Below are 20229 nucleotides of genomic sequence, written 5' to 3'. Positions count from 1 at the left end.
GTGCATAGACGCGGATTGCAAGCTCATCCGCTGCAAGCTGCCAGCACCCCAGCCGCGGCGATTCTACCTGCCCGCTGCAGTCACCTGCGGGGCGACGTGCGCACTGGCTGTAGACCCTGCAGCAGTCACGGCTCCGCCAGCCCCACCTGCACTCAGGAATTTCTGTGGATCCTGAAAAACCCCCTGCACCAGCACTTCAAAGTGGAGGTGTGGCCCAGTAGATCGCCCTGTCGAGCCCACCTCTGCGATCTTTTGACCACGTCGCACCAGATCGCCTTGCTTGACCAGCACCTTGGATGCGTGTGCGTAGCGGGTGACTAGCTGATTGCCATGATCGATTTCGACCATGTTTCCGTACTGGGGGTGATACTCTTGGGCGACCACCACACCCCCCGCAGCAGCCAGGATGGGGGTCCCGACATCTGCCTGAAAATCCAGGCCGGTGTGAAGCGCCGACTGCCCCGTGATCGGGTCAAGCCGCCACCCAAAAGCGGACCCGGGTGGGCGATTGCTCACTGGCGCCTGGGTGGGCACCATTTTCTTGCGGATGTGTTGATCGAATAGACGCGACTCCAACACTGTCATCAGATCCACCCGCTGGGTGCTTACGCGCTCCAGATCGTCCATGGCACGCTGCAACTCCTCCATGGATAACGATCGCGCAGCAACCAATGCCCCGCCTCGACCTCCACCACTTCGCGGAAGCTCTGCGGGTGTGAGACCTGCAAGGCCCAGCACACGATCACCCAAAGACTCCAGTTGCTCCATGCGCGCTTGCATCTCGCCCACGCGGCGGGCCATCTCGTCCAGGTTGGCCCGCATGAAACGGTCGCGCTCGGCAAATTCGTCCTGGGTCACCAGACGCACCAGCGAACCCACCACCGGCCACCCCTCACGCGCGCCCTTGAGAAACACCCAGTGATACAAGCCCACCGACAACAAAACCAGACACAGGGAGGCCGCTAGCGACGCCAGCAGCAACCGGGTGCCGGTCAGGTGAATGACGCGGCTGCGCGCAAAGCGGGCGTCCGTGATAATCAGCTGCACTCTCACACTCCTCGCAGATCGACCCCTAGATGCAACGCCGCCACCACGCCATCACGCTGCAGCAGGCATCCCAGGAATCGCCGACCTTGGCCCGCCTGACCGCGATGGCCCAGGAGTCCGTCGCGCGCTGGAAGGCCGTTGAATTGTTGGTCCCTGCCACGCTGCGCGCGGCCATACAGCCAGGACCCATCGAAGGAGCCACTTGGTGCCTGCTGGTCCGCAACAATGCCGTGGCGGCGAAGTTGCGCCAGCTGTCGCCTGCTTTGCAGGCTCACCTCAGAAGCCGGGGGTGGGAGGTTACCGCGATTCGGTTGAAAGTTCAAACCGGCGGTTGAGCGACGATGCGCAAGTCTTGGGGTGCTTCACGGAAACGCACCTGCGTTCCATGATCGATGGCGACGAAAGCGCCGTATCCCAACTGTCACCTTGGGCAAGAGCCAAAGGGGGAGGACAAAAGATGTGGTGCCGGTTGTCGGATTCGAACTGACGACCTACCGCTTACAAGGCGGGTGCTCTACCAACTGAGCTAAACCGGCGAAACTTGCATTCTATATCAGGCGACACATGCTGCCGAAGACGAATCGCCTCCCAAACAGCCCCCGGCACAACGCTGCGACGCCAGAAACAGCATTGCTCAAGAGCTGACCGGGCGTTCACTTCACGCGCTTGAGCGAAGGCCTCGCGCCACCCGGCGGCACTGGCCCACGAGGCGGAGGTTCTGTGTCCACCCCGCGGTCTGGGTCGGACGTGACAAGCTGCACCACCCGATCAGCCGCAGACCCCGGTTCGGACTCGCTTTTGTCGTGCGCCGGCTTGTGCGGCGCAGCATCGGCCAGCCTTTCAGACTCGCCACCATCCGCCACCAGCAGATCCGTGGGCGGCGGAAATGCCATGCCTTGTCCGTTCTCGCGCGCATAAATCGCCAAGATCCGGCTGACAGGCACCAGGATGTCCCTGGGCACCCCGCCAAAGCGCGCGCGAAACTCCACGAAATCGTTGCCGATTTGCAGTGAACTGGTGGCGTCGTAGCTCACATTGAGCACGATCTCACCGTTTTGCACAAATTCACGAGGCACTTGAACCGAGTCGTCCACCTTGACCGCCACATAAGGCGTAAAACCGTTGTCCGTGCACCATTCGTGCAGTGCACGGATCAGGTACGGCCGGGTGGAGGTGGATTCCTGGGCATTCATGAAGGGACTCTCTCAGCAGTCAGATAGAGCAAGAGCCCCCGCTCACTTGCGCATGACCTTCTCGGACGGTGTCAGCGCCTCAATATAGGCAGGCCGCGAGAAGATGCGCTCTGCATACTTCAGCAAGGGGGCAGCGTTCTTGCTCAGCTCGATGCCATAGTAGTCCAAGCGCCAGAGCAGAGGCGCGATGGCCACGTCCAGCATGGAGAAATTGTCACCCAGCATGTACTTGTTCTTCAGGAACACGGGGGCGAGTTGCGTGAGACGGTCACGGATGTGGGCCCGCGCCTTCTCCAAAGCCTTCTCGTTGCCCTTGGTCGTGCGCGACTCCAAGGTATTCACGTGTACGAACAGTTCCTTCTCGAAGTTCAGCAGGAACAGACGCACCCGCGCACGGTCCACCGGATCGCCGGGCATGAGCTGCGGATGCGGGAAGCGCTCGTCGATGTACTCATTGATGATGTTCGACTCGTACAGGATCAGGTCTCGCTCGACCAGGATGGGTACCTGGCCGTACGGATTCATCACGCTGATGTCTTCGGGCTTGTTGTACAGATCCACGTCGCGGATCTCAAAGTCCATGCCTTTTTCGAACAGAACGAAACGGCAACGGTGGGAGAAGGGACAGGTGGTTCCCGAGTAAAGCACCATCATGGTGAGCGACTCCTAAAAATCAAAAGAGTGGGACGCCAATAGACGCCCACTCCATCAGGGGATGCCGCGTGGTGACACCCACGCGGTGAATCGGCTGGTGAATTACTTCACGTCCTTCCAGTAGGCGGCATTGAGTCGCCAGGCCAGTACGGTGAAGAATCCGAGGAAAATCATCACCCAGACACCGACCCGGATCCGGGTGTTCTGAGCAGGCTCCCCCATCCACGCCAAGTAGTTCACAAGGTCCGCAATCGTCTCGTCGTACTGCTGAGGCGTCATCACACCGGGCGTGATCTGCTCCCAGCCCTTGAAGACTTGGGTCTTGTGACCGTGGCTCTCAACCTCTTCGAACACCGGGCGACGGCTACCCTGCAATTCCCACAACACGTGCGGCATGCCCACACTGGGGAATGCCAGATTGTTCCATCCCGTGGCCTTGGTTTCGTCGCGGTAGTAGGTGCGCAGGAATGTGTACAAGTAATCCACGCCATCACCCTTGCCGATGGCAGAGCGCGATCGTGCAATCACCGTAAGGTCGGGTGGGTTGGCGCCGAACCATTCCTTGGCCTGACGCGGATCGATGGCGGACTTCATGGTCTCACCGACCTTGTCGGTCGTGAACAGCAGGTTGTCCTTGATCTGCTGGTCGGTCAAACCGATATCACGCAGGCGGTTGTAGCGCATGAAAGCCGCCGAGTGGCAGTTCAGGCAATAGTTCACAAACACCTTAGCACCGTTTTGCAGCGAGGCCAGATCCGTGGTCTTCTTGGGGGCCTTGTCCCAGGCGATCGTGTCACCACCCGCGGCATGTGCCGCGCCAGCCGCCAGGCCAAGGGCAGCGATCAACGTGAGGATGATTTTTTTCATGGTCTGCTTCTCCCGCTCAGTGCGCTGCAAAGGTGACACGGTCCGGCACCGGCTTGGGCTCACCCAGACGGCTCCACCAAGGCATCAGCAGGAAGAAACCGAAATAGAACAACGTACCCACCTGGGAGACGCGCTCGCCCAACGGCGAGGGCGGCTGCACACCCAGGTAGCCCAGAATCAGGAAGTTGAACACGAACACCGCGTACAGGTACTTGTGCCATGTCGGGCGGTAGCGAATCGACTTGACCGGGCTGTGATCGAGCCAGGGCAGGAAGAACAGAATGATCACAGCACCGCCCATGACGACCACGCCCCAGAACTTGGCGTCGATCGCCAGCATCAGGGCCACAGCCACCACAGCTGCGCCCACGATGCCACCCTTGACGATGGTGGGCAGCTTGGCCTTGATTACGCCCAGCACGGCTCCTGCCAGCACACACAGGATGAGCACATACATCATCTCGGTGGTGATGGCGCGCAGCATCGAGTAGAACGGCGTGAAGTACCAGACGGGCGCAATGTGCGCGGGTGTCTTCAGCGGATCAGCAGGAATGAAGTTGTTGAACTCCAGGAAATAGCCGCCGAATTCCGGAGCGAAGAACACCACTGCGCTGAACACCATCAGGAACACGCTCACGCCCAGAATGTCGTGCACCGTGTAGTACGGGTGGAAAGGAATGCCGTCGAGCGGCTTGCCATTGGCATCCTTCGGAGCCTTGGGACCCTTGATTTCCACACCGTCCGGGTTGTTCGAACCCACATCGTGCAGGGCCAGCAGGTGGGCCACCACAAGACCGAGCAGCACCAGCGGCACAGCAATCACGTGGAAGGCGAAGAAGCGGTTCAGCGTTGCATCGCCCACCACGTAGTCGCCACGGATCAGCAGGGCCAGATCAGGGCCGATGAAGGGGATCGCAGCGAACAGGTTCACGATCACCTGAGCGCCCCAGTACGACATTTGACCCCAAGGCAGCAGGTAGCCCATGAAGGCCTCGGCCATCAAGCACAGGAAGATCGCGCAACCGAAAATCCAGACCAGTTCACGCGGCTTGCGGTAGCTGCCGTAAATCAGGCCACGGAACATGTGCAAGTACACCACCACAAAGAAGGCAGAAGCACCTGTCGAGTGCATGTAACGGATCAGCCAGCCCCAGGGCACATCGCGCATGATGTACTCCACAGAGGCAAACGCCAGGGCGGCGTCCGGCTTGTAGTGCATGACCAGGAAAATGCCTGTGACGATCTGAATCACCAGCACCAGCATGGCCAGCGAACCGAAGAAGTACCAGAAGTTGAAGTTCTTCGGGGCGTAGTACTCGGACATGTGGACGCGGTACGCGTCGAATGCCGTGGGGAACCGGTTCTCGAACCAGTTCGTGACCTTGGCGCCAGCCGAGGCATTGGGGGAGATTTCCTTGAATTCAGCCATGATGCAGCGCTCCTTCAGGCCTTCTTGTCCTCACCGATCAGCAGCAGCGTGTCGGAGAGGTACATGTGCGGCGGCACTTCGAGGTTGTCCGGGGCGGGCTTGTTCTTGAACACACGGCCGGCCATGTCGAAGGTCGAACCGTGGCAAGGACACAGAAAGCCGCCCTTCCAGTCGTCCGGCAGCGAAGGCTGCGGACCCGGAGTGAGCTTGTCGGTGGGAGAACAGCCCAGATGCGAGCAGATACCCACTGCCACGAGGATCTCGGGCTTGATCGAGCGCGCCGTGTTGCGGGCGTACTCGGGCGTCAGTTCAGCCGGGTTGCGCTCCGATTTCGGATCGGCGAGCTGACTGTCGAGCTTGGGCAGTTCGGCGAGCTGCTCTTCCGTGCGCTTGATGATCCACACGGGCTTGCCACGCCACTCCACCGTCAGCTTCTCGCCGGGTTTGAGCGCGGAAATGTCCACTTCGACGGCAGCGCCGGCGGCCTTGGCCTTCTCGGAAGGCTGGAAGGTACTCACGAAAGGTACGGCGACTGCCACGCCGCCCACCGCACCCGCGCAGCCGGACGCGATCAGCCACGTCCGTTTGCTGGAGTCGATTGGAGTGTCACTCATGGGGATCCTCGATGAACATCGCAAGAATTGGGGTCAACCGCGAATTGTAGCGGAGTGACCAGGGATATCGGCCCCCTGGTACGCCTTGACAGAGCCCGCTTCTCGGCAATACTCGCCGCATTCCAACACTTGGGAGGACCTATGGGCGTGATGCAGGAATTTCGCGAGTTCGCGATCAAGGGTAACGTGGTCGATCTGGCCGTGGGCGTGATCATCGGCGGGGCGTTTGGCAAGATCGTGGACTCGGTGGTCAGCGACCTGATCATGCCGGTGGTCGGCTTGGTCTTTGGCAAGCTCGACTTTTCCAACCTGTTTCTGGTGCTCGGCCAGGTGCCGCCGGGCACCGCCATGACGCTGGACGCGCTCAAGAAGGCCGGTGTGCCGGTATTTGCCTACGGCAACTTCATCACGGTGGCCGTCAACTTCCTGATCCTGGCATTCATCATCTTCATGATGGTCAAGCAGATCAACCGCCTCAAGCGCGAGGCACCTGCCCCGGCGCCGGCAGCCCCGGCGCCGACTCCGGAAGACATCGTGCTGCTGCGCGAGATCCGCGACAGCCTCAATCGCCGGTAAGCGCAGCCCACTGCCGCCAGGCCAGGCGGCCACGCGACCGCTCAGCCGAGCAGTGAGCGCGCCATGGCCACCGCCTGGCGCAGGCTGCTCGCGTCGGCCACGCCACACCCTGCGATGTCGAACGCGGTACCGTGGTCGGGGCTGGTGCGTACCAGCGGCAGGCCCAGGGTCACGTTCACGCCCTGATCCACGCCCAGGTACTTGACCGGGATCAGCCCCTGGTCGTGGTACATGGCCACGACCACATCAAACTCACCCGGGTGTCCGGGTGCATGGCGGGCCCGCATGAACACCGTGTCTGGCGCAAATGGTCCGTGTACATCCCAGCCCTGGGCACGGGCTGCCTGCACCGCCGGTCCAATGATCTCGATTTCCTCTCGGCCGAAGCGCCCACCCTCGCCTGCATGGGGATTGAGCCCGGCCACGGCGATGCGCGGCACGCGGCCCAGCAATCGGTGCAGTGCGTGGTGGGTGATGTCCAGCGTCTGCAGCACCCGGGCGAAGGTCACCGCGTCCAGCGCCTCGCGCAGCGAGACGTGGATGCTCACCAGCACGGTGCGCAGTTCGGGGTTGGCCAACATCATGCGCACGGGCATCTCGGCCAGCGGCACGCCGGCATGGGCCGCCGCCTCAGCCTGCAGGAGCTCGGTGTGGCCAGGCACGTCGTACCCGGCCGCGGCCAACGCCTCTTTGTGCAGCGGAGCGGTGACCAGGGCCGCGATCTCGCCGCGCAAGGCCGCACGCGCAGCCCATAGCACGCATTCGGCCGCAGCACGGCCGGCCTCTGCCGAGACCTGCCCCCAGGGTTGCGGCCCGGGCAGGCCCGGCAGCGGCAGCACGGGCAGGCAGCGGGGCGGCACCTGGGCCGCCTCGTGCGGAGCGCCTAGGCATGCCACGGGCAGCGGCGTCTCCCCGGGTCGGGCGATGCAGGCGGCCGCACGCCGCAGCGTGGCCACGTCGCCCACCACCAGGCAGCCCCGCACCACGTCGGGCGTGTCGCGAAACACCTGGGCGATGGTTTCGGGGCCGATTCCGGCAGGGTCGCCCTGGGTGATGGCGATCAAAGGCAGCGCAGCGGTCATGGGTCGAAGAAGGGGTGCGGGTCTCGTCAGGCCGCGAGCAGCGCTCAGGCGGGGTTATCGATGTCGATGAAGGTGTGCTGCAGCCCCCATTGCGCCGCCACCTGCGCGGCCACGGCCGGTGCGCCGTAGCGCTCGGTCGCGTGGTGCCCGGCGGCGATGAAGACCACGCCGGTCTCGCGCGCCAAATGGGTCTGAGGCTCCGAAATCTCGCCCGTCACGAAGGCATCGGCCCCGGCGGCAATGGCTCCTTCAAAGTAGCCCTGCGCACCGCCCGTGCACCACGCCACGCGGCGGATGGGGCGTGAGGGCTCGGCCGCGACGCAGGTCACACGGCGGCCCAGCGCCTGCTCTACTTGTCCGGCCAGCGCGGTGGCGTCGGCATAGGCCGCCGTGGCCACGCAGCCCAGGTCCTGCTCGCCGAAGCGCGCATCGGCCTGCCAGCCCAGCAGCGCCCCGAGGCGGGCGTTGTTGCCCAGTGCGGGGTGCGCGTCCAGCGGCAAGTGGTAGGCCAGCAGATTGATGTCGTGCGCCAGCAGGCGCTGCAGGCGCTGCTTCATCCAGCCGGTCACGCGCCCGTCCTGGCCGCGCCAGAACAGGCCGTGGTGCACCAGGATCGCATCGGCTCCCGCCTCGATCGCGGCGTCGATCAGCGCGCGACTGGCCGTCACGCCGCTGACCAGATGGCGGATTTCGGCACGGCCTTCCACCTGCAGCCCGTTGGGGCCGTAGTCCTTGAAGCGCCAGGGCTCGAGCAGCGCGTCCAGGCTTTGCAACAGTTGCTCACGGGTTGTGCTCATGCCGCTATTGTCGCCGTGCGGGGCACCCCCATCTCTTGGGCGACAATCTTGGCTTGCCCCTGCCGCCGCCGCCCCTGGGCGTGCGTGGGCAGGCCGTGCCGACACCCTGCCCTGCCCGCCCATGAAACGACTCTGGCTGCTGTTTTCCCAAACCGTGACGGTGCTCGTGGCCGCCTACTTTGTGGTGGCCACGCTGCAACCCGACTGGATCCGCTCGGGCGCGACCCGCTCGGGCGCAGGCATTGCGCTGCTGCAGGCCCCCGACGCCCCGGCGCCTCAGCCGGTGGCCGGCAGCTTTGCCGCTGCGGCGCGCAAGGCGGCGCCGGCTGTGGTGAGCATCAACACCAGCAAAGCCGTGCGCCACCCGCGCAGCAACGACCCGTGGTTCCGCTTCTTCTTTGGCGACCAAGGTGGCCAGGCGCAGACCGGGCTGGGCAGCGGCGTCATCGTGAGCCCCGATGGCTACATCCTGACCAACAACCACGTGGTGGAAGACGCCGACGAGATCGAGGTCACCCTGACCGACAGCCGCCGCACGCTGGCGCGCGTGATCGGCACCGACCCCGACACCGACCTGGCCATCCTGAAGATCGACCTCGACAAGCTGCCGGTGATCGTGCTGGGCAATTCCGACCAGATCGCAGTCGGCGACCAGGTGCTGGCCATTGGCAACCCCTTCGGTGTGGGGCAGACCGTGACGAGCGGAATCGTGAGCGCGCTGGGCCGCACGCAGCTGGGCATCAACACCTTCGAGAACTTCATCCAGACCGACGCGGCGATCAACCCAGGCAATTCGGGCGGGGCGCTGGTGGACGTGAATGGCCACCTCATGGGCATCAACACCGCCATCTACTCGCGCTCGGGCGGCAGCATGGGCATCGGGTTTGCCATTCCGGTGTCCACCGCGCAGCAGGTGCTGGACGGCATCGTGCGCGACGGCCAGGTCACGCGCGGCTGGATCGGGGTGGAACCCAACGAACTCTCGCCCGAGCTGGCCGAAACCTTCGGCGTGAAGGCGAGCGAAGGCGTGATCATCACCGGCGTGCTGCAGGACGGCCCGGCGGCCCGCGCGGGCATGCGTCCAGGCGATGTGATCGTGCAGGTCAATGGCAAAGCGGTAGGCAATGTGTCGGAGCTGCTCACCGCCGTGGCCGCGCTCAAGCCCGGCGAGCCGGCGCCCTTCCGCGTGCAGCGCGGCCAGCAGGTGACGGAGCTGCAGATCCAGCCCGGCGTGCGGCCCAAGCCGCACCCGACATTGCGGCGCTGATCTGGCTGCGGGCCTCGTGCAGCGGCCCGGCGAGAAGGACGCGTCGGCGGCAGAGTCCCGTTCCGCACGAAACCGCGCAACGAGCTGCTACGGCCGCTATTCCGTGGCGAGTACGACACCGCGGTGCTGCACGCGGATCACCCGATGGCCTCCAGTCTGCGCGTGCGGCACCGCCACCGCTGCAGGGGCTAGCCCGAGGCAGACGCCTGACAGACAGCCCACGCAAGTGCTATGAAAAACATAGCTGCTTGTGCTTGATTTACAAGCACGAGCAGCCAATTTGGCCTGAATCAAAAAACAGGAAGCTGGCCACAAGGCCCAGCTGGCACGCCACGCGGACAAACCTGCTTGCAAAAAGCCAGGGAGGCGGCAGCGATCAGGGGTTGCCGGTCGTCTCGGCCGCAGCGTCGTCGGGCGCGCGCGTGTGGCGGATGAAAATCTGCGCCGCCCAGATGCCCAGTTCGTACAGCAGACACATCGGAATGGCCAACGCCAGCTGTGACACCACGTCCGGCGGCGTGACCACGGCGGCGATCACAAAGGCCAGCACGATGAAATAGCCGCGGAAGGCCTTGAGCTTTTCGACGGTGACCACGCCCATGCGCGCGAGCACCACCACGGCAATCGGCACCTCGAACGCCAGGCCGAAGGCCAGGAACATGGTGAGCACAAAGCTCAGGTAGGCCTCGATGTCTGGCGCGGCGGTGATGCTTTTCGGCGCAAAGCTCTGGATGAACGCAAACACCTGGCCGAACACGAAGAAGTAGCAGAACGCCACGCCGATGAAGAACAGCACGGTGCTGGAGATCACCAGCGGCAGCACCAGCCGCTTCTCGTGCGAATAGAGCCCGGGCGCAACGAAGGCCCACACCTGCCACAGCACAAACGGCAGCGCGATCAGAAAGGCCGACATCAGCAGGATCTTCAGCGGCACCATGAAGGGCGAGATCACCGAGGTGGCGATCAGCGTGGCGCCCTTGGGCAGGTGCGCCACCAGCGGTGCGGCCAGCAGGTCGTACAGCGCCCCCGGCCCCGGAAAGAAAAACAGCAGCGCCGCCGCCACGCCCACCGCCAGGATGGCGCGGATCATGCGGTCGCGCAGTTCGATCAGGTGCTGCACGAACGGCTGCTCGGTGCCGGCCAGCTCGTCGTCTGAGGAGGGGGTTTGGGACATGGTGGAAGCCAGGGCACCGCTCGGCGCGAGGAGCGCGGGCGGTGGTATCGGTCAGTGGAAACGCTTGGGCCGAAAGCGCGCCACGCGCGCTGCGCCCGACTGGGCCCGGGTGCGCACGCCCGCACGGGCCTTGTACCACTGGGGCACGGCACCGCGCTTGAGACGCCAGTTCTTGCCCGGGTGCTTGTAGGCCGGTGTCACGCTGCTGGCGTCGTGGGCCAAGGCGTTGTCGGCGCTGCCATCGGCCATGCGGGTGGCGTCGGCCCAGTCTTTTTCGAAGTCGCTGGCCGTGGTCTGGATCGATTGCTCCACATCGCGGGCCGCATTTTCGACCGAGTCCTTCATCTTGCGCAGTTCGTCCAGCTCCATCGAGCGGTTGACCTCCGCCTTGACGTCGGACACATAGCGCTGCGCTTTGCCCAGCAGTGTGCCCACGGTGCGAGCCACGCGCGGCAGCTTTTCAGGGCCGATGACGATCAGCGCCACCGCGCCGATCAGCGCCATCTTGGACAGACCGATGTCGATCATGGATCAGGCGCTCGCCAACGCGCTCAGCTCTTTTGCTTGGCTTCGACGTCGATGGTGGCCTTGTCGGCCGAGGCCTGGTTGGCCACCTGGCCCGCGGGCGGCGTGGCCGTCGAAGCGGCCGCGTTGTCCGGGGTGGAGCCGTCGCGCATGCCGTCCTTGAAGCCCTTGACGGCGCCGCCGAGGTCGGAGCCCATGTTCTTGAGCTTCTTGGTGCCGAACACCAGCACCACGATCAGCAGCACGATCAGCCAGTGCCAGAGGGAAAAAGTACCCATGGAGGTTCTCCTAACGAATGACGGTCATTTTAGACGGGGGGCGTGACACCTATCGGTCAATCCCCCTTTGCCCCGCAGACCGGGGCGATCACGGAATCAACCTTTAAGCCACGGGCGGGGGCCACCCATCACATGGATGTGCAGATGGTGGATCTCCTGCCCGCCTTCAAGCCCCGTGTTGACCACGATGCGAAAGCCCCCTTCCGGGTACGGGTTGCAGCCCTGTTCCAGCGCGAGCTTGGGGGCCAGGGCCATCATGCGGCCCAGCAGGGCGGCGTCGGCCTCGGTCACCTGCGCCATCGAGGCGATGTGGCGCTTGGGCACCATCAGAAAGTGCACCGGCGCCCAGGGGTGGATGTCGTGGAAGGCCAGGATCTCGTCGTCCTCGTACACCTTGCGGGACGGGATCTGGCCGGCCACGATCTTGCAAAACAGGCAGTTCGGGTCGTGCGATGGAGCGGTTGAAGCAGACATGGGCAACAAAAGAGTCGGAATTCGCGGACAGGCCGCGGCTCAGGCATTGTCAGGGATATGCACCGTGGGGCGCACGCCCACATCGGCCGCATGGCGCGCCATCCACTGTAGCCCGGCTTCGCGGCCCAGGTCGAACAGTTCGCGCACCAACACAAGGTCGGCCCTCAGCTTGCTGTCAGCTCCGTAGCCAGCCAGGCGCGCGCCGCCGTCGATGCGGTGCATGCGGATGTCCTTGTAGCGGCGCGGGTCCAGCCGCCCTTCGGCCAGCAGGCGGCGCACGAACTCAATGGCACGCAACTCGGCCAGCAGGCTGGCGTTGAATGTCACCTCGTTCATGCGGTCCATGATCTCGGGCACGGTGTCGGGCACGCCCAGGTGCTCCACCGGGTTGATCTGCACCAGCAGGATGTCGCTGCCCGCCGTCTGGTAGATCAGCGGGTGCAGCGCCGGATTGCCCGAAAAACCACCGTCCCAGTAGCGCTCGCCGTCGATCTCCACGGCCTGGAACAGCAGCGGCAGACAGGCGGACGCCATGACCGCATCGGCCGTGAGGCGCGGGCCCGAGAAAATCTCGCCCCGGCCAGTGCGCACGTTGGTCGCACATACAAACACCTGGGGCGTGCCCGGGCCGCGCTGGGTGCACAGGCGGTCAAAGTCCACCTCGCGCTCCAGCAAGCGGCGCAGCGGATTGATGTCGAGCGGATTGGTCTGGTAGGGCGACAGCCACTGCCCCCAGAAGCCCATGATCGTGCGCGCGGCTGCCAGCGGCGTGCCCATGGCCAGGCTGCCCAGCGTGCCCACGCCTTCCCACAGGCGGCGCAGTGCCGCACGGGCTTCGTCGCACCCGGCGCGGTGGCGGGTGGCAGCGTCGGCATGCGCATGCCGCTCGGCCGCGAGCGCAAAACCGTGGGCCACGGCCACGGCGTTCATGGCCCCGGCGCTGGTGCCGCTGATGCCTTCGAACGACCAGCGTCCGTCTTCGAGCAGCGCATCGAGCACGCCCCAGGTCAGTGCCCCGTGCGAGCCGCCGCCCTGCAGCGCCAAGTTGAGCGACCGGGGCGGCTGGGCCTCAGGCATCCAGCGCCTGGCTCTTGTTCATGGCGACCATGCCACGCACGATGCGGTAGAGGAACCACAGCGAAATCAGCGACCAGGCGATCCAGCCCGGCAGCACGAACAGCACCCACAGCGGCGCCGTCACCACGTACAGCACCCCGGCCCACACCACGGTGCGGATGCGCCAGCTGAAATGGCTGGCCTGCCAGGTGCCCTCGGCGTCGCTGCGCTTGACGAGGTCGATCACCAGGGCCACTAGCAGCAGCACCGCGCCGGGCTGCGCCCCGGGCACCACCGCGCCCACGGCCACGATCAGGTGCAGCAGGTAGCTGACCCAGCCCACGGCCTTGAGGTCTTCGGCGCGGGTGTCCGGGCCCGGGAAACCCTCGTTCATCGCGGAGCCTCCTCGGCCGCACGGGCGGCCACCTTGCGCAGGGCCTTTTCCTCGATGCCGCTCAGGCCCTCGCGGCGCACCAGCTCGGCCACCACGTCGGCGGGTGTATAGCCGTAGTGGGCCAGCGCCACCATGCTGTGGAACCACAGATCGGCCACTTCATTTACAAGCTTGCGCGCATCGCCGCCGTGGTCGGCGTCCTTGGCGGCCATCACCACCTCGGTGGCTTCTTCGCCGATTTTCTTGAGAAACGCGTCTGGGCCCTTGTGCAGGAGGCGGGCCACGTAGCTGGTCTCGGGGTTGCCACCCAGGGCGGGCTTGCGGCTTTCGATCACCGCGGCCAGGCGGGCCAGGGCGTCAGAAGTGGAATCGGTGCTCATGGCGCTTACTTGTAGATGGATTCGGGGTCTTTCAAGACCGGATCGACCGGTTGCCAGGCACCGTCCTTGAGCACGCTGAAAAAGCAGCTGTGGCGGCCCGTGTGACAGGCAATGCCGGGCTCGTGCCCGAGCTGGGTGACCTTGAGCAGCACCACGTCGTTGTCGCAGTCGAGGCGGATTTCATGCACCTGCTGCACATGGCCCGACTCCTCGCCCTTGAACCACAGCTTGCCGCGCGAGCGGCTGTAGTACACGGCCCGGCCCAGCTCGGCCGTGCGGGCCAGTGCCTCGCGGTTCATCCAGGCAAACATCAGCACGTCGCCCGTGCCCTGCTCCTGCGCAATCACGGGCACCAGGCCCTGCGCGTCCCACTTCACTTCGTCAAGCCAGTTCATGCGCGGGATTGTCAGCGATTTCCACGCAGCGCCGCTCAGGCGGCGGTCGTTTGAGGCCGAAATTGGCCTACCGCCTAGCAAAGTCAAGCACAACCAGCTATCAAATCGATAGCACAATAGGACGGGAGCGATCAAGCCAGCGAACGCACCTTGTCGGCCAGGCGCTGCTGCACGGAGGGCGAGACGAACTTGTCCACCTCGCCACCGAGCACTGCGATCTCGCGCACAAACGTGCTGCTGATGAACTGGAACTTGTCGCTGGGCGTGAGGAACACCGTCTCCACCTGCGGCATCAGGCTGCGGTTCATGCCCGCGAGCTGGAATTCGTAGTCAAAGTCGGTCACGGCGCGCAGGCCGCGCACCATGGCCTTGCCGCCGCGCGACACCACAAAATCGCGCAGCAGGCCCGAGAACGGCTCCACCTGCACCTGCGGGTACGGGCGCACCACCTCGCGCACCATCTCGATGCGCTCTTCCAGGCTGAACAGGGTCTTTTTGTGATGGCCCGCGGCCACGGCCACGATCACACGCTCAAACAGCTGGGTGGCCCGGCGCACCACGTCTTCATGCCCCAGTGTGATGGGGTCGAAGGTACCGGGATAGACGGCGAGCACGTTCTGGGACATGGCGGGAAGTCTCCTGTGGGGCACGATCTGCGGCCGGGGCCGGCTGGCGTGCGCGCATTATGCAGTGCAGTGCAACATGGCCAGCGCAGCCGGTGCGCCCCTGCGCGACAGCGCCGCAACGGCGCCGCGATGGCGACACGGCACCACCGGCCCTGCGGCGCGTGCGTGCGGCCAGGCCCGGGCACGCGCGGCCCCGGACAAGCGCCGGGGCTCAGCCGGCAGGCGGTGCCGCGGTCGCCACCGGCTGCAGCAGGTGCGCATGCACCATGCCCGCCTTGAGGTGGCGGTATTCGGCCAGGCCCAGGGCCTGCAATTCGTCGGCCGCCCAGTGGCGCGGGGCCTCCAGGTACACCCAGCCGCCGGGCCGCACCGCACGGGCGGCGGCCTGCAGCGCGGGGGTGAAGTGCTCGCCATCGAAAGGCGGGTCCAGCAGCACCAGATGCAGGCTGGCCGGTGCGCAGGCGCGCAGGGCTTGTACGCCGTCGCCGCGCTGCACGCGCACGGTGGTCGCCCCCAGCCTGTCGCACACAGCGCGCAGCGGGGCCACCAGGGCAGATTCGGACTCGACCAGGGTCACGGCCTGCGCGCCGCGGGAGGCGGCCTCCAGCCCCAGCGCTCCGGTGCCTGCAAAGGCATCGAGGCAGTGCCAGCCGGTCAGGTCTTGCCCCAGCCAGTTGAACAGGGTCTCGCGCACCCGGTCGGGCGTGGGCCGCAGGCCCGGGCGCTGCGGCACCGGCAGACGGGTACGCTTCCATTGCCCGCCGATGATCCGCACCTCGCCCGGTGCAGCCGCGGGTGTGGGGCGGCCCGAGCCGCTGGCGGGCTTGCGGGCCGGGATGCCAGTGGCGCGCGGGCCGGGCCGGGCGGCGCGGGCGCTGCTCATGGCTGGCCTCCGACCACCACGGTCACCATGCGCTCGGGCTGCAGCTTGCGGGCCATGGCCGCGCGTACGTCGGCCACCGTGAGGGCTTCGACGCGCCGCGTCCAATGCTGCAGATAGTCGAGCGGCAGATCGTTCCAGGCGATGTTGGCCACGTTGGACAGCAGCTTGCGGTTGCTGTCGATGCGCAGCGCAAAGCCGCCAATGAGGTTGTCCTTGGCGGCGCGCAGCTCTTCCTCGGTGGGCCCTTCGGCCACAAAGCGGGCCACCACGTCGCGCGCCACCTGCACGGCCTGGTTGGCCTGGTCGGGCCGTGTTTGCAGCCCCAGCGTGAACGCGCCCGCGTGCTGGCCCGGCGCAAAGTAGCTGTACACGCTGTAGCTCAGCCCGCGCTTTTCGCGCACCTCGTGTGTGAGACGCGACGTGAACCCGCCTCCACCAAGAATATGGTTGCCCACCACCAGCGCAAAGAAGTCGGGGTCGCGCCGCGCAAAACCGGGCTGGCCGATCAGCACATGCGCCTGGGCCGAGGCAAAGGGGATGCGCCGCTCGGCCGCCTGCGCAAGGGGCGCCACTTCGGCCACCGGTGGCAGCGGCGCACATCGCGCCGCAGCAGGCAGGCGTGCGAGCAGCGTGCGCACCAATTGGTCGGCGCGCGCGCGGTCGAGTGCGCCCACCACGCTCACGCGCGCACGGCAGGGTTGCACGTGGGTTGCGTGAAAGGCCTGCATGTCGGCCAGCGTCAGTGCTGCGAGCGTGGCCTCGGTGGCGCGCTGGCCGTAGGGATGCGTGCCGAACACCGCGTCGGAGAATGCGTAGGCGGCCACGGTGGCCGGGCGTGTGCCCGCCTCGCGCAGGCTGGCCGTCCAGCGCGCGCGCTCGCGCTGCCACACCTCGGCCGGCCAGCTGGGCTCGCCGATCTGGCGGGCGGCCAGGCGCGCTGCGCGATCGAGCAGCGCCGGGTCGGTGAGCGAGCGCAGCGTGTACTGCAGGCGATCGTTGTCGGCCTGCGCCTCAAAGCTCGCGCCCAGGTCGGCCCAGGCTTCGCCCAGCGCGTTCTCGTCGAGCGCAGGCTCGGCACCGTGGGCCTTCACGCCGCGGGCGGTCATGCCAGCCACCGCTGCCGCCAGGCCCGCCTTGCCGGCCGGGTCACGGCGGCTGCCAGCGTCTAGGTCGATCTGCACATCCACCATCGGAATCACGGGGCTTTCGACCAGCCACACGCGGGCGCCGTTGTCCTGCGTCCAGTGCTGGATGGGCAGCACCGCCCAGGCCGGTGCCGCCAGGCACAGCGCAGCAGCGCAGGCGGCGAGTTGTTTCACAAAGGGCATGACAGGGGCTCCACACAAGGGGGCACGCGGCGCGTGCCCGGGGGACAAAGGTCGTGGGCGCGGTCCGGCGGCACATCGCCGGGCCCGGCAGCTCAATGGCGACGTCCGGCCGCAGGGGCAGCGGCGGGCCGGGCGCGCGGTGCATCCAGCGGCTGCGGCAGCAGCGTGGCCACGGTGAGCTGGTCGTCGCCAAAATAACGCGCCGCCACCTGCTGCACCTGCGCGGGCGTCACGTCGCGCAGCAGGGCCAGCAGGCGTTCGCTGGCATCCAGGGGCAGGCCCTGGATCCAATGGATGCCCAGCTCCTGCGCCTGATGCTGCACCGAATCGCGCTGGTAAATCTGCGATGCGATCCACTGCGTTTTCACGCGGTTGAGCTCGGCCTCGCTCACGCCCTCGCGGGCGATCCGGGCGATCTCGGCGCGCAGGCCAGCTTCCACCTGGGTGGTGTTGCGCCCCTCGGCGGGCACACCAGTCAGCACGAACAGCGCAGGCCCCCGGCCCATGACCATGGCCGCGCTGTCGGCTGCATCGGCCACGCGCTGCGGGCCCTGGCTGAGCGCACGCTCCAGCCGTGCGCCGTCGTAGCCGCTGAGCACCGCCGACAGCACCATCAGCGCCAGGGCATCGCGGTCGGCGTCTTGCAAATCGGTCACACGCTGCAGGCCGGGCACACGAAACGCCATGGCCACGTAGGCCTGCTCGGCCGGCGCTTTCACGGCAATGCGGCGCAGGCCCATTTGTACCGGCTCGGTGCGCGGCTTGCGCTCAGGCAGCGCATGCACCGGAATGCGCCCGTAGTACTTCTCGGCCCAGGCCAGCACCTGCTGGGGGTCCACGTCGCCCGCCACCACCACGGCAGCGTTGGAGGGGCTGTACCAGGTACGGTAGAACGCGCGCACGTCTTCAGGCGTCATCGCGTCCAGGTCGCTCATCCAGCCCACGATGGGCCGACGGTACGGCGAGGCCACGAAGGTGGTGGCAAACAGTTGCTCAGCGAGCAGCGCGCGCGGCTGGTCTTCGGTGCGCAGGCGGCGCTCTTCCTTCACCACCTCGATCTCGCGGCGGAACTCGTCGTCGGGCCACTGGCTGTTGGCAAAGCGGTCGGCCTCAAGCCGCATCACGTCTTCAAGCCGGTTCGACGGGATCTGCTGGTAGTAACCGGTGTAGTCGCGGCTGGTGAAGGCGTTTTCGCGCCCGCCCAGGGCCGCTACACGGCGCGAAAACTCACCAGGCGGCAGCGTTTTGGTGCCCTTGAACATCATGTGTTCGAGCACATGGGCGACACCGCTGGTGCCGTCCACCTCATCCATGGAGCCCACGCGCACCCACAGCATGTGCACAGCAGTGGGTGCGCGACGATCGGTTTGAACGATCAGCGGCATGCCGTTGGAGAGGGTGAAGCGTTGCGGACCGGTGGCAGCCACAGACGCGCTCGCGGCCGGGTTTGCCGCCGCGGCAGCAGTGACAACCGGTTCGCCTGGCGTCGCAGCGCCCACGGCCGCGGCAAGGGCATACAGCCCCAGGAGCATGGAGAGGCGTTTCATAGAATGCGTTGATTCTAAGAACCCGCCAATGTTCAGTTTTTTCAAGAAGAAACCGCCCGTCCCCGCACCGGGCGATGCCCACAGCCTGCCGCCAGCGCCCCCGGCGGCGGTCGAGCCCTCTAGCCCATCCGCTGTAACCGAGCCGACCGCCGCAGCTCCGGCGCCCGTACCGGCCCCGGCACCCGCGACCTTGGTCGAGCCGCAAGCGGCCAGCCCAGCATCGGGCGGCGCATTCGGCTGGCTGCGCAATCCCTTCGGCACACGCGCACCCGAACCGGCACCCGCCCCCTCCGCCACCGCGGCCCCTGCTGTGCCGCAGTCCCCAGCCGGGTCACTGCCTGCACCCCTGGTGGCGCCCGATGCAGCCCCCCCGACCATCCCGCCCAACATGCCGGGTGCATCGGCCGCGGAGAAACCGGCCCCTGCCACCCCTGCCACCCCTGCACCCCCGACAGAGCAGACCGTACTGCCCCCCGCAGTGGCCCCAAGCCCGGTGCAGCCGCCTCAGGCGGTTGCCGCGCACGAGGCGGCTGCCCCCATGGGCAGGGCAGGCACACCACCGCCCGCTCCTGCACCCGCACCCGCTCCGACGGGCTCGCCCGCGACCGCAACCACCCCCGCCCCGGCCGCCGAGCCCGCACGCAGCGGCTGGATGGAGCGGCTCAAGGCCGGCCTGCGCAAAACCGGCACCAGTATTGCCACGGTGTTCACCGGCACGCGCATTGACGAAGCGCTGTACGAAGAGCTGGAAACCGCACTGCTCATGGCCGACACCGGCGTGAAGGCCACGCAGCACCTGCTGGACGACCTGCGCCGCCGCGTCAAGGAAACGCGCACCACCGAGCCTGCAGCCGTCAAGGGCCTGCTGGCCGATGCGCTGGCCGACCTGCTGCGTCCGCTGGAAAAGTCGCTCGTGATCGGCCAGTACACCCCCACCGTGATCATGGTGGCCGGTGTCAACGGCGCGGGCAAAACGACGTCGATTGGCAAGCTCACCAAGCACCTGGCCGACGAGGGCGCGGCCGTGCTGCTGGCGGCGGCCGACACCTTCCGCGCGGCGGCGCGCGAGCAGTTGGGCGTCTGGGCCGACCGCAACACGGTCGAGATCGTGAGCCAGGAGGGCGGTGACCCAGCGGCGGTGAGCTTTGATGCCGTGACGGCAGGCCGCGCGCGCGGCAAGGACGTGGTGCTGGTGGACACGGCGGGCCGGCTGCCGACCCAGTTGCACCTGATGGAAGAGCTCAAAAAAATCCGCCGCGTGGTCACCAAGGCCGACGCCACCGCGCCGCACGAAGTGCTGCTCGTGATCGACGGCAACACCGGCCAGAACGCTCTGGCACAGGTGCGCGCGTTTGACGATGCGCTGCAGCTCACGGGGCTGATCGTGACCAAGCTCGACGGCACCGCCAAGGGCGGCGTGCTGGCGGCCATTGCGCAGGAGCGGCCGATTCCGGTGTACTTCATCGGCGTGGGCGAGAAGCTCGAAGACCTGCAGACCTTCAACGCCCGCGAATTCGCGCAGGCCCTGCTGGCCTGACGCACAAGCTGCCGGGGCGCGTGGGCGCCCGGCACTGCCCTGACATCGCGCCTCTCTTGGCGCGGCGCTGCCGCATTTTGTCGTTGCGGCACCTGGCAAAAGCCCG

The 20229-nt window shown here is 66.5% G+C and carries 24 protein-coding genes and 1 tRNA gene; 4 read left to right on the top strand and 21 right to left on the bottom strand.

Annotated elements, in window-relative coordinates; genetic code table 11:
• Positions 1-63: 63 nt before the first annotated feature.
• Positions 64-1047 (bottom strand): M23 family metallopeptidase, encoded by a 984-nt coding sequence (locus ABD866_RS08740; RefSeq protein ID WP_345063399.1) that lies wholly within the window; start codon positions 1045-1047, stop codon positions 64-66.
• Positions 1048-1076: 29 nt separating this feature from the next.
• Here ABD866_RS08740 and ABD866_RS08735 point away from each other — a divergent pair, with 29 nt between their 5' ends.
• Positions 1077-1382: a DciA family protein gene (locus ABD866_RS08735; protein ID WP_345063396.1), complete on the top strand. Its 306-nt coding sequence runs from the start codon at positions 1077-1079 to the stop codon at positions 1380-1382.
• A gap of 125 nt (positions 1383-1507) precedes the next feature.
• Here the strand turns inward: ABD866_RS08735 and ABD866_RS08730 are convergent.
• The 6 genes from ABD866_RS08730 to petA form a co-directional block, all read right to left on the bottom strand.
• Positions 1508-1583 (bottom strand) — tRNA-Thr (locus ABD866_RS08730).
• A 117-nt stretch (positions 1584-1700) separates the two neighbouring features.
• Positions 1701-2240 (bottom strand): ClpXP protease specificity-enhancing factor, encoded by a 540-nt coding sequence (locus tag ABD866_RS08725; RefSeq protein ID WP_345063394.1) that lies wholly within the window; start codon positions 2238-2240, stop codon positions 1701-1703.
• 42 nt (positions 2241-2282) lie between these two features.
• Positions 2283-2894 carry a glutathione S-transferase N-terminal domain-containing protein gene (locus tag ABD866_RS08720; protein WP_345063392.1) on the bottom strand — a complete coding sequence of 204 codons (612 nt, stop codon included), beginning with the start codon at positions 2892-2894 and terminating at the stop codon, positions 2283-2285.
• 102 nt (positions 2895-2996) lie between these two features.
• Positions 2997-3761, bottom strand: coding sequence for a cytochrome c1 (locus ABD866_RS08715; protein ID WP_345063389.1), 765 nt, complete (start codon positions 3759-3761; stop codon positions 2997-2999).
• A 16-nt stretch (positions 3762-3777) separates the two neighbouring features.
• Positions 3778-5193, bottom strand: a complete 1416-nt coding sequence (locus tag ABD866_RS08710; RefSeq protein ID WP_345063703.1) for a cytochrome b — start codon at positions 5191-5193, stop codon at positions 3778-3780.
• A gap of 11 nt (positions 5194-5204) precedes the next feature.
• Positions 5205-5804, bottom strand: coding sequence for a ubiquinol-cytochrome c reductase iron-sulfur subunit (gene petA, locus ABD866_RS08705; RefSeq protein WP_345063385.1), 600 nt, complete (start codon positions 5802-5804; stop codon positions 5205-5207).
• A 141-nt stretch (positions 5805-5945) separates the two neighbouring features.
• Here petA and mscL point away from each other — a divergent pair, with 141 nt between their 5' ends.
• Positions 5946-6380, top strand: a complete 435-nt coding sequence (mscL, locus tag ABD866_RS08700; RefSeq protein ID WP_345063382.1) for a large conductance mechanosensitive channel protein MscL — start codon at positions 5946-5948, stop codon at positions 6378-6380.
• Between the two features lie 41 nt (positions 6381-6421).
• Here the strand turns inward: mscL and pdxA are convergent, their stop codons facing one another.
• Positions 6422-7462 (bottom strand): 4-hydroxythreonine-4-phosphate dehydrogenase PdxA, encoded by a 1041-nt coding sequence (gene pdxA, locus ABD866_RS08695; protein WP_345063378.1) that lies wholly within the window; start codon positions 7460-7462, stop codon positions 6422-6424.
• 44 nt (positions 7463-7506) lie between these two features.
• Entirely contained in the window at positions 7507-8259 is a 753-nt protein-coding gene (locus tag ABD866_RS08690) for a Nif3-like dinuclear metal center hexameric protein (RefSeq protein ID WP_345063374.1), read from the bottom strand.
• 121 nt (positions 8260-8380) lie between these two features.
• Between ABD866_RS08690 and ABD866_RS08685 the strand changes: the two genes are divergently transcribed.
• Complete coding sequence (locus tag ABD866_RS08685) at positions 8381-9526, top strand: S1C family serine protease (RefSeq protein ID WP_345063372.1); 1146 nt, start codon at positions 8381-8383, stop codon at positions 9524-9526.
• Between the two features lie 376 nt (positions 9527-9902).
• On the opposite strand, the gene tatC is transcribed toward ABD866_RS08685, so the two are convergent.
• The 12 genes from tatC to ABD866_RS08625 form a co-directional block, all read right to left on the bottom strand.
• Positions 9903-10700, bottom strand: a complete 798-nt coding sequence (tatC, locus tag ABD866_RS08680; protein WP_345063370.1) for a twin-arginine translocase subunit TatC — start codon at positions 10698-10700, stop codon at positions 9903-9905.
• Positions 10701-10751: 51 nt separating this feature from the next.
• Positions 10752-11228 (bottom strand): Sec-independent protein translocase protein TatB, encoded by a 477-nt coding sequence (tatB, locus tag ABD866_RS08675; RefSeq protein ID WP_345063367.1) that lies wholly within the window; start codon positions 11226-11228, stop codon positions 10752-10754.
• A gap of 23 nt (positions 11229-11251) precedes the next feature.
• Positions 11252-11503 (bottom strand): Sec-independent protein translocase subunit TatA, encoded by a 252-nt coding sequence (tatA, locus tag ABD866_RS08670; protein WP_345063364.1) that lies wholly within the window; start codon positions 11501-11503, stop codon positions 11252-11254.
• Between the two features lie 96 nt (positions 11504-11599).
• Complete coding sequence (locus ABD866_RS08665) at positions 11600-11977, bottom strand: histidine triad nucleotide-binding protein (RefSeq protein ID WP_345063362.1); 378 nt, start codon at positions 11975-11977, stop codon at positions 11600-11602.
• 39 nt (positions 11978-12016) lie between these two features.
• Positions 12017-13054: a patatin-like phospholipase family protein gene (locus tag ABD866_RS08660; protein ID WP_345063359.1), complete on the bottom strand. Its 1038-nt coding sequence runs from the start codon at positions 13052-13054 to the stop codon at positions 12017-12019.
• The gene (locus tag ABD866_RS08655) at positions 13047-13427 is read right to left on the bottom strand and encodes a DUF4870 family protein (RefSeq protein ID WP_345063356.1); all 381 of its coding nucleotides are present in this window, start codon (positions 13425-13427) and stop codon (positions 13047-13049) included. The genes ABD866_RS08660 and ABD866_RS08655 overlap by 8 nt, the downstream gene beginning before the upstream one ends.
• The gene (locus ABD866_RS08650) at positions 13424-13807 is read right to left on the bottom strand and encodes a phosphoribosyl-ATP diphosphatase (RefSeq protein ID WP_345063353.1); all 384 of its coding nucleotides are present in this window, start codon (positions 13805-13807) and stop codon (positions 13424-13426) included. Before ABD866_RS08650 ends, ABD866_RS08655 begins: the two co-directional genes overlap by 4 nt.
• Positions 13808-13812: 5 nt before the next feature.
• Positions 13813-14211 carry a phosphoribosyl-AMP cyclohydrolase gene (gene hisI, locus ABD866_RS08645; protein WP_345063701.1) on the bottom strand — a complete coding sequence of 133 codons (399 nt, stop codon included), beginning with the start codon at positions 14209-14211 and terminating at the stop codon, positions 13813-13815.
• Positions 14212-14333: 122 nt separating this feature from the next.
• Positions 14334-14828 (bottom strand): pantetheine-phosphate adenylyltransferase, encoded by a 495-nt coding sequence (gene coaD / locus ABD866_RS08640; RefSeq protein WP_345063351.1) that lies wholly within the window; start codon positions 14826-14828, stop codon positions 14334-14336.
• Positions 14829-15039: 211 nt separating this feature from the next.
• Entirely contained in the window at positions 15040-15711 is a 672-nt protein-coding gene (gene rsmD / locus ABD866_RS08635; protein ID WP_345063348.1) for a 16S rRNA (guanine(966)-N(2))-methyltransferase RsmD, read from the bottom strand.
• Complete coding sequence (locus tag ABD866_RS08630) at positions 15708-17039, bottom strand: M16 family metallopeptidase (RefSeq protein ID WP_345063344.1); 1332 nt, start codon at positions 17037-17039, stop codon at positions 15708-15710. Before ABD866_RS08630 ends, rsmD begins: the two co-directional genes overlap by 4 nt.
• A gap of 92 nt (positions 17040-17131) precedes the next feature.
• Positions 17132-18586 carry a M16 family metallopeptidase gene (locus tag ABD866_RS08625; RefSeq protein WP_345063340.1) on the bottom strand — a complete coding sequence of 485 codons (1455 nt, stop codon included), beginning with the start codon at positions 18584-18586 and terminating at the stop codon, positions 17132-17134.
• A gap of 388 nt (positions 18587-18974) precedes the next feature.
• Between ABD866_RS08625 and ftsY the strand changes: the two genes are divergently transcribed.
• Positions 18975-20123 (top strand): signal recognition particle-docking protein FtsY, encoded by a 1149-nt coding sequence (gene ftsY / locus ABD866_RS08620; protein WP_345063699.1) that lies wholly within the window; start codon positions 18975-18977, stop codon positions 20121-20123.
• Positions 20124-20229: the final 106 nt, after the last annotated feature.

Origin of the sequence: Acidovorax lacteus (genome assembly GCF_039540375.1) — a bacterium.
Classification (GTDB): Bacteria; Pseudomonadota; Gammaproteobacteria; order Burkholderiales; family Burkholderiaceae_C; genus Acidovorax_G; species Acidovorax_G lacteus.
This window is presented reverse-complemented; position numbering and strand designations above follow the sequence as displayed.

Excerpts from the sequence above, each read along its gene's own strand:
- coaD (WP_345063351.1), bottom strand. The coding sequence starts at position 14,828 with ATGTCCCAGAACGTGCTCGCCGTCTATCCCGGTACCTTCGACCCCATC.
- ABD866_RS08655 (WP_345063356.1), bottom strand. The coding sequence starts at position 13,427 with ATGAACGAGGGTTTCCCGGGCCCGGACACCCGCGCCGAAGACCTCAAG.
- ABD866_RS08735 (WP_345063396.1), top strand. The coding sequence starts at position 1,077 with ATGCAACGCCGCCACCACGCCATCACGCTGCAGCAGGCATCCCAGGAA.
- pdxA (WP_345063378.1), bottom strand. The coding sequence starts at position 7,462 with ATGACCGCTGCGCTGCCTTTGATCGCCATCACCCAGGGCGACCCTGCC.
- tatB (WP_345063367.1), bottom strand. The coding sequence starts at position 11,228 with ATGATCGACATCGGTCTGTCCAAGATGGCGCTGATCGGCGCGGTGGCG.
- ABD866_RS08625 (WP_345063340.1), bottom strand. The coding sequence starts at position 18,586 with ATGAAACGCCTCTCCATGCTCCTGGGGCTGTATGCCCTTGCCGCGGCC.
- ABD866_RS08660 (WP_345063359.1), bottom strand. The coding sequence starts at position 13,054 with ATGCCTGAGGCCCAGCCGCCCCGGTCGCTCAACTTGGCGCTGCAGGGC.
- ABD866_RS08725 (WP_345063394.1), bottom strand. The coding sequence starts at position 2,240 with ATGAATGCCCAGGAATCCACCTCCACCCGGCCGTACCTGATCCGTGCA.
- ABD866_RS08685 (WP_345063372.1), top strand. The coding sequence starts at position 8,381 with ATGAAACGACTCTGGCTGCTGTTTTCCCAAACCGTGACGGTGCTCGTG.
- rsmD (WP_345063348.1), bottom strand. The coding sequence starts at position 15,711 with ATGAGCAGCGCCCGCGCCGCCCGGCCCGGCCCGCGCGCCACTGGCATC.
- ABD866_RS08715 (WP_345063389.1), bottom strand. The coding sequence starts at position 3,761 with ATGAAAAAAATCATCCTCACGTTGATCGCTGCCCTTGGCCTGGCGGCT.
- ftsY (WP_345063699.1), top strand. The coding sequence starts at position 18,975 with ATGCCGGGTGCATCGGCCGCGGAGAAACCGGCCCCTGCCACCCCTGCC.
- mscL (WP_345063382.1), top strand. The coding sequence starts at position 5,946 with ATGGGCGTGATGCAGGAATTTCGCGAGTTCGCGATCAAGGGTAACGTG.
- ABD866_RS08630 (WP_345063344.1), bottom strand. The coding sequence starts at position 17,039 with ATGCCCTTTGTGAAACAACTCGCCGCCTGCGCTGCTGCGCTGTGCCTG.
- ABD866_RS08720 (WP_345063392.1), bottom strand. The coding sequence starts at position 2,894 with ATGATGGTGCTTTACTCGGGAACCACCTGTCCCTTCTCCCACCGTTGC.
- ABD866_RS08690 (WP_345063374.1), bottom strand. The coding sequence starts at position 8,259 with ATGAGCACAACCCGTGAGCAACTGTTGCAAAGCCTGGACGCGCTGCTC.
- ABD866_RS08650 (WP_345063353.1), bottom strand. The coding sequence starts at position 13,807 with ATGAGCACCGATTCCACTTCTGACGCCCTGGCCCGCCTGGCCGCGGTG.
- ABD866_RS08665 (WP_345063362.1), bottom strand. The coding sequence starts at position 11,977 with ATGTCTGCTTCAACCGCTCCATCGCACGACCCGAACTGCCTGTTTTGC.
- petA (WP_345063385.1), bottom strand. The coding sequence starts at position 5,804 with ATGAGTGACACTCCAATCGACTCCAGCAAACGGACGTGGCTGATCGCG.
- tatC (WP_345063370.1), bottom strand. The coding sequence starts at position 10,700 with ATGTCCCAAACCCCCTCCTCAGACGACGAGCTGGCCGGCACCGAGCAG.
- tatA (WP_345063364.1), bottom strand. The coding sequence starts at position 11,503 with ATGGGTACTTTTTCCCTCTGGCACTGGCTGATCGTGCTGCTGATCGTG.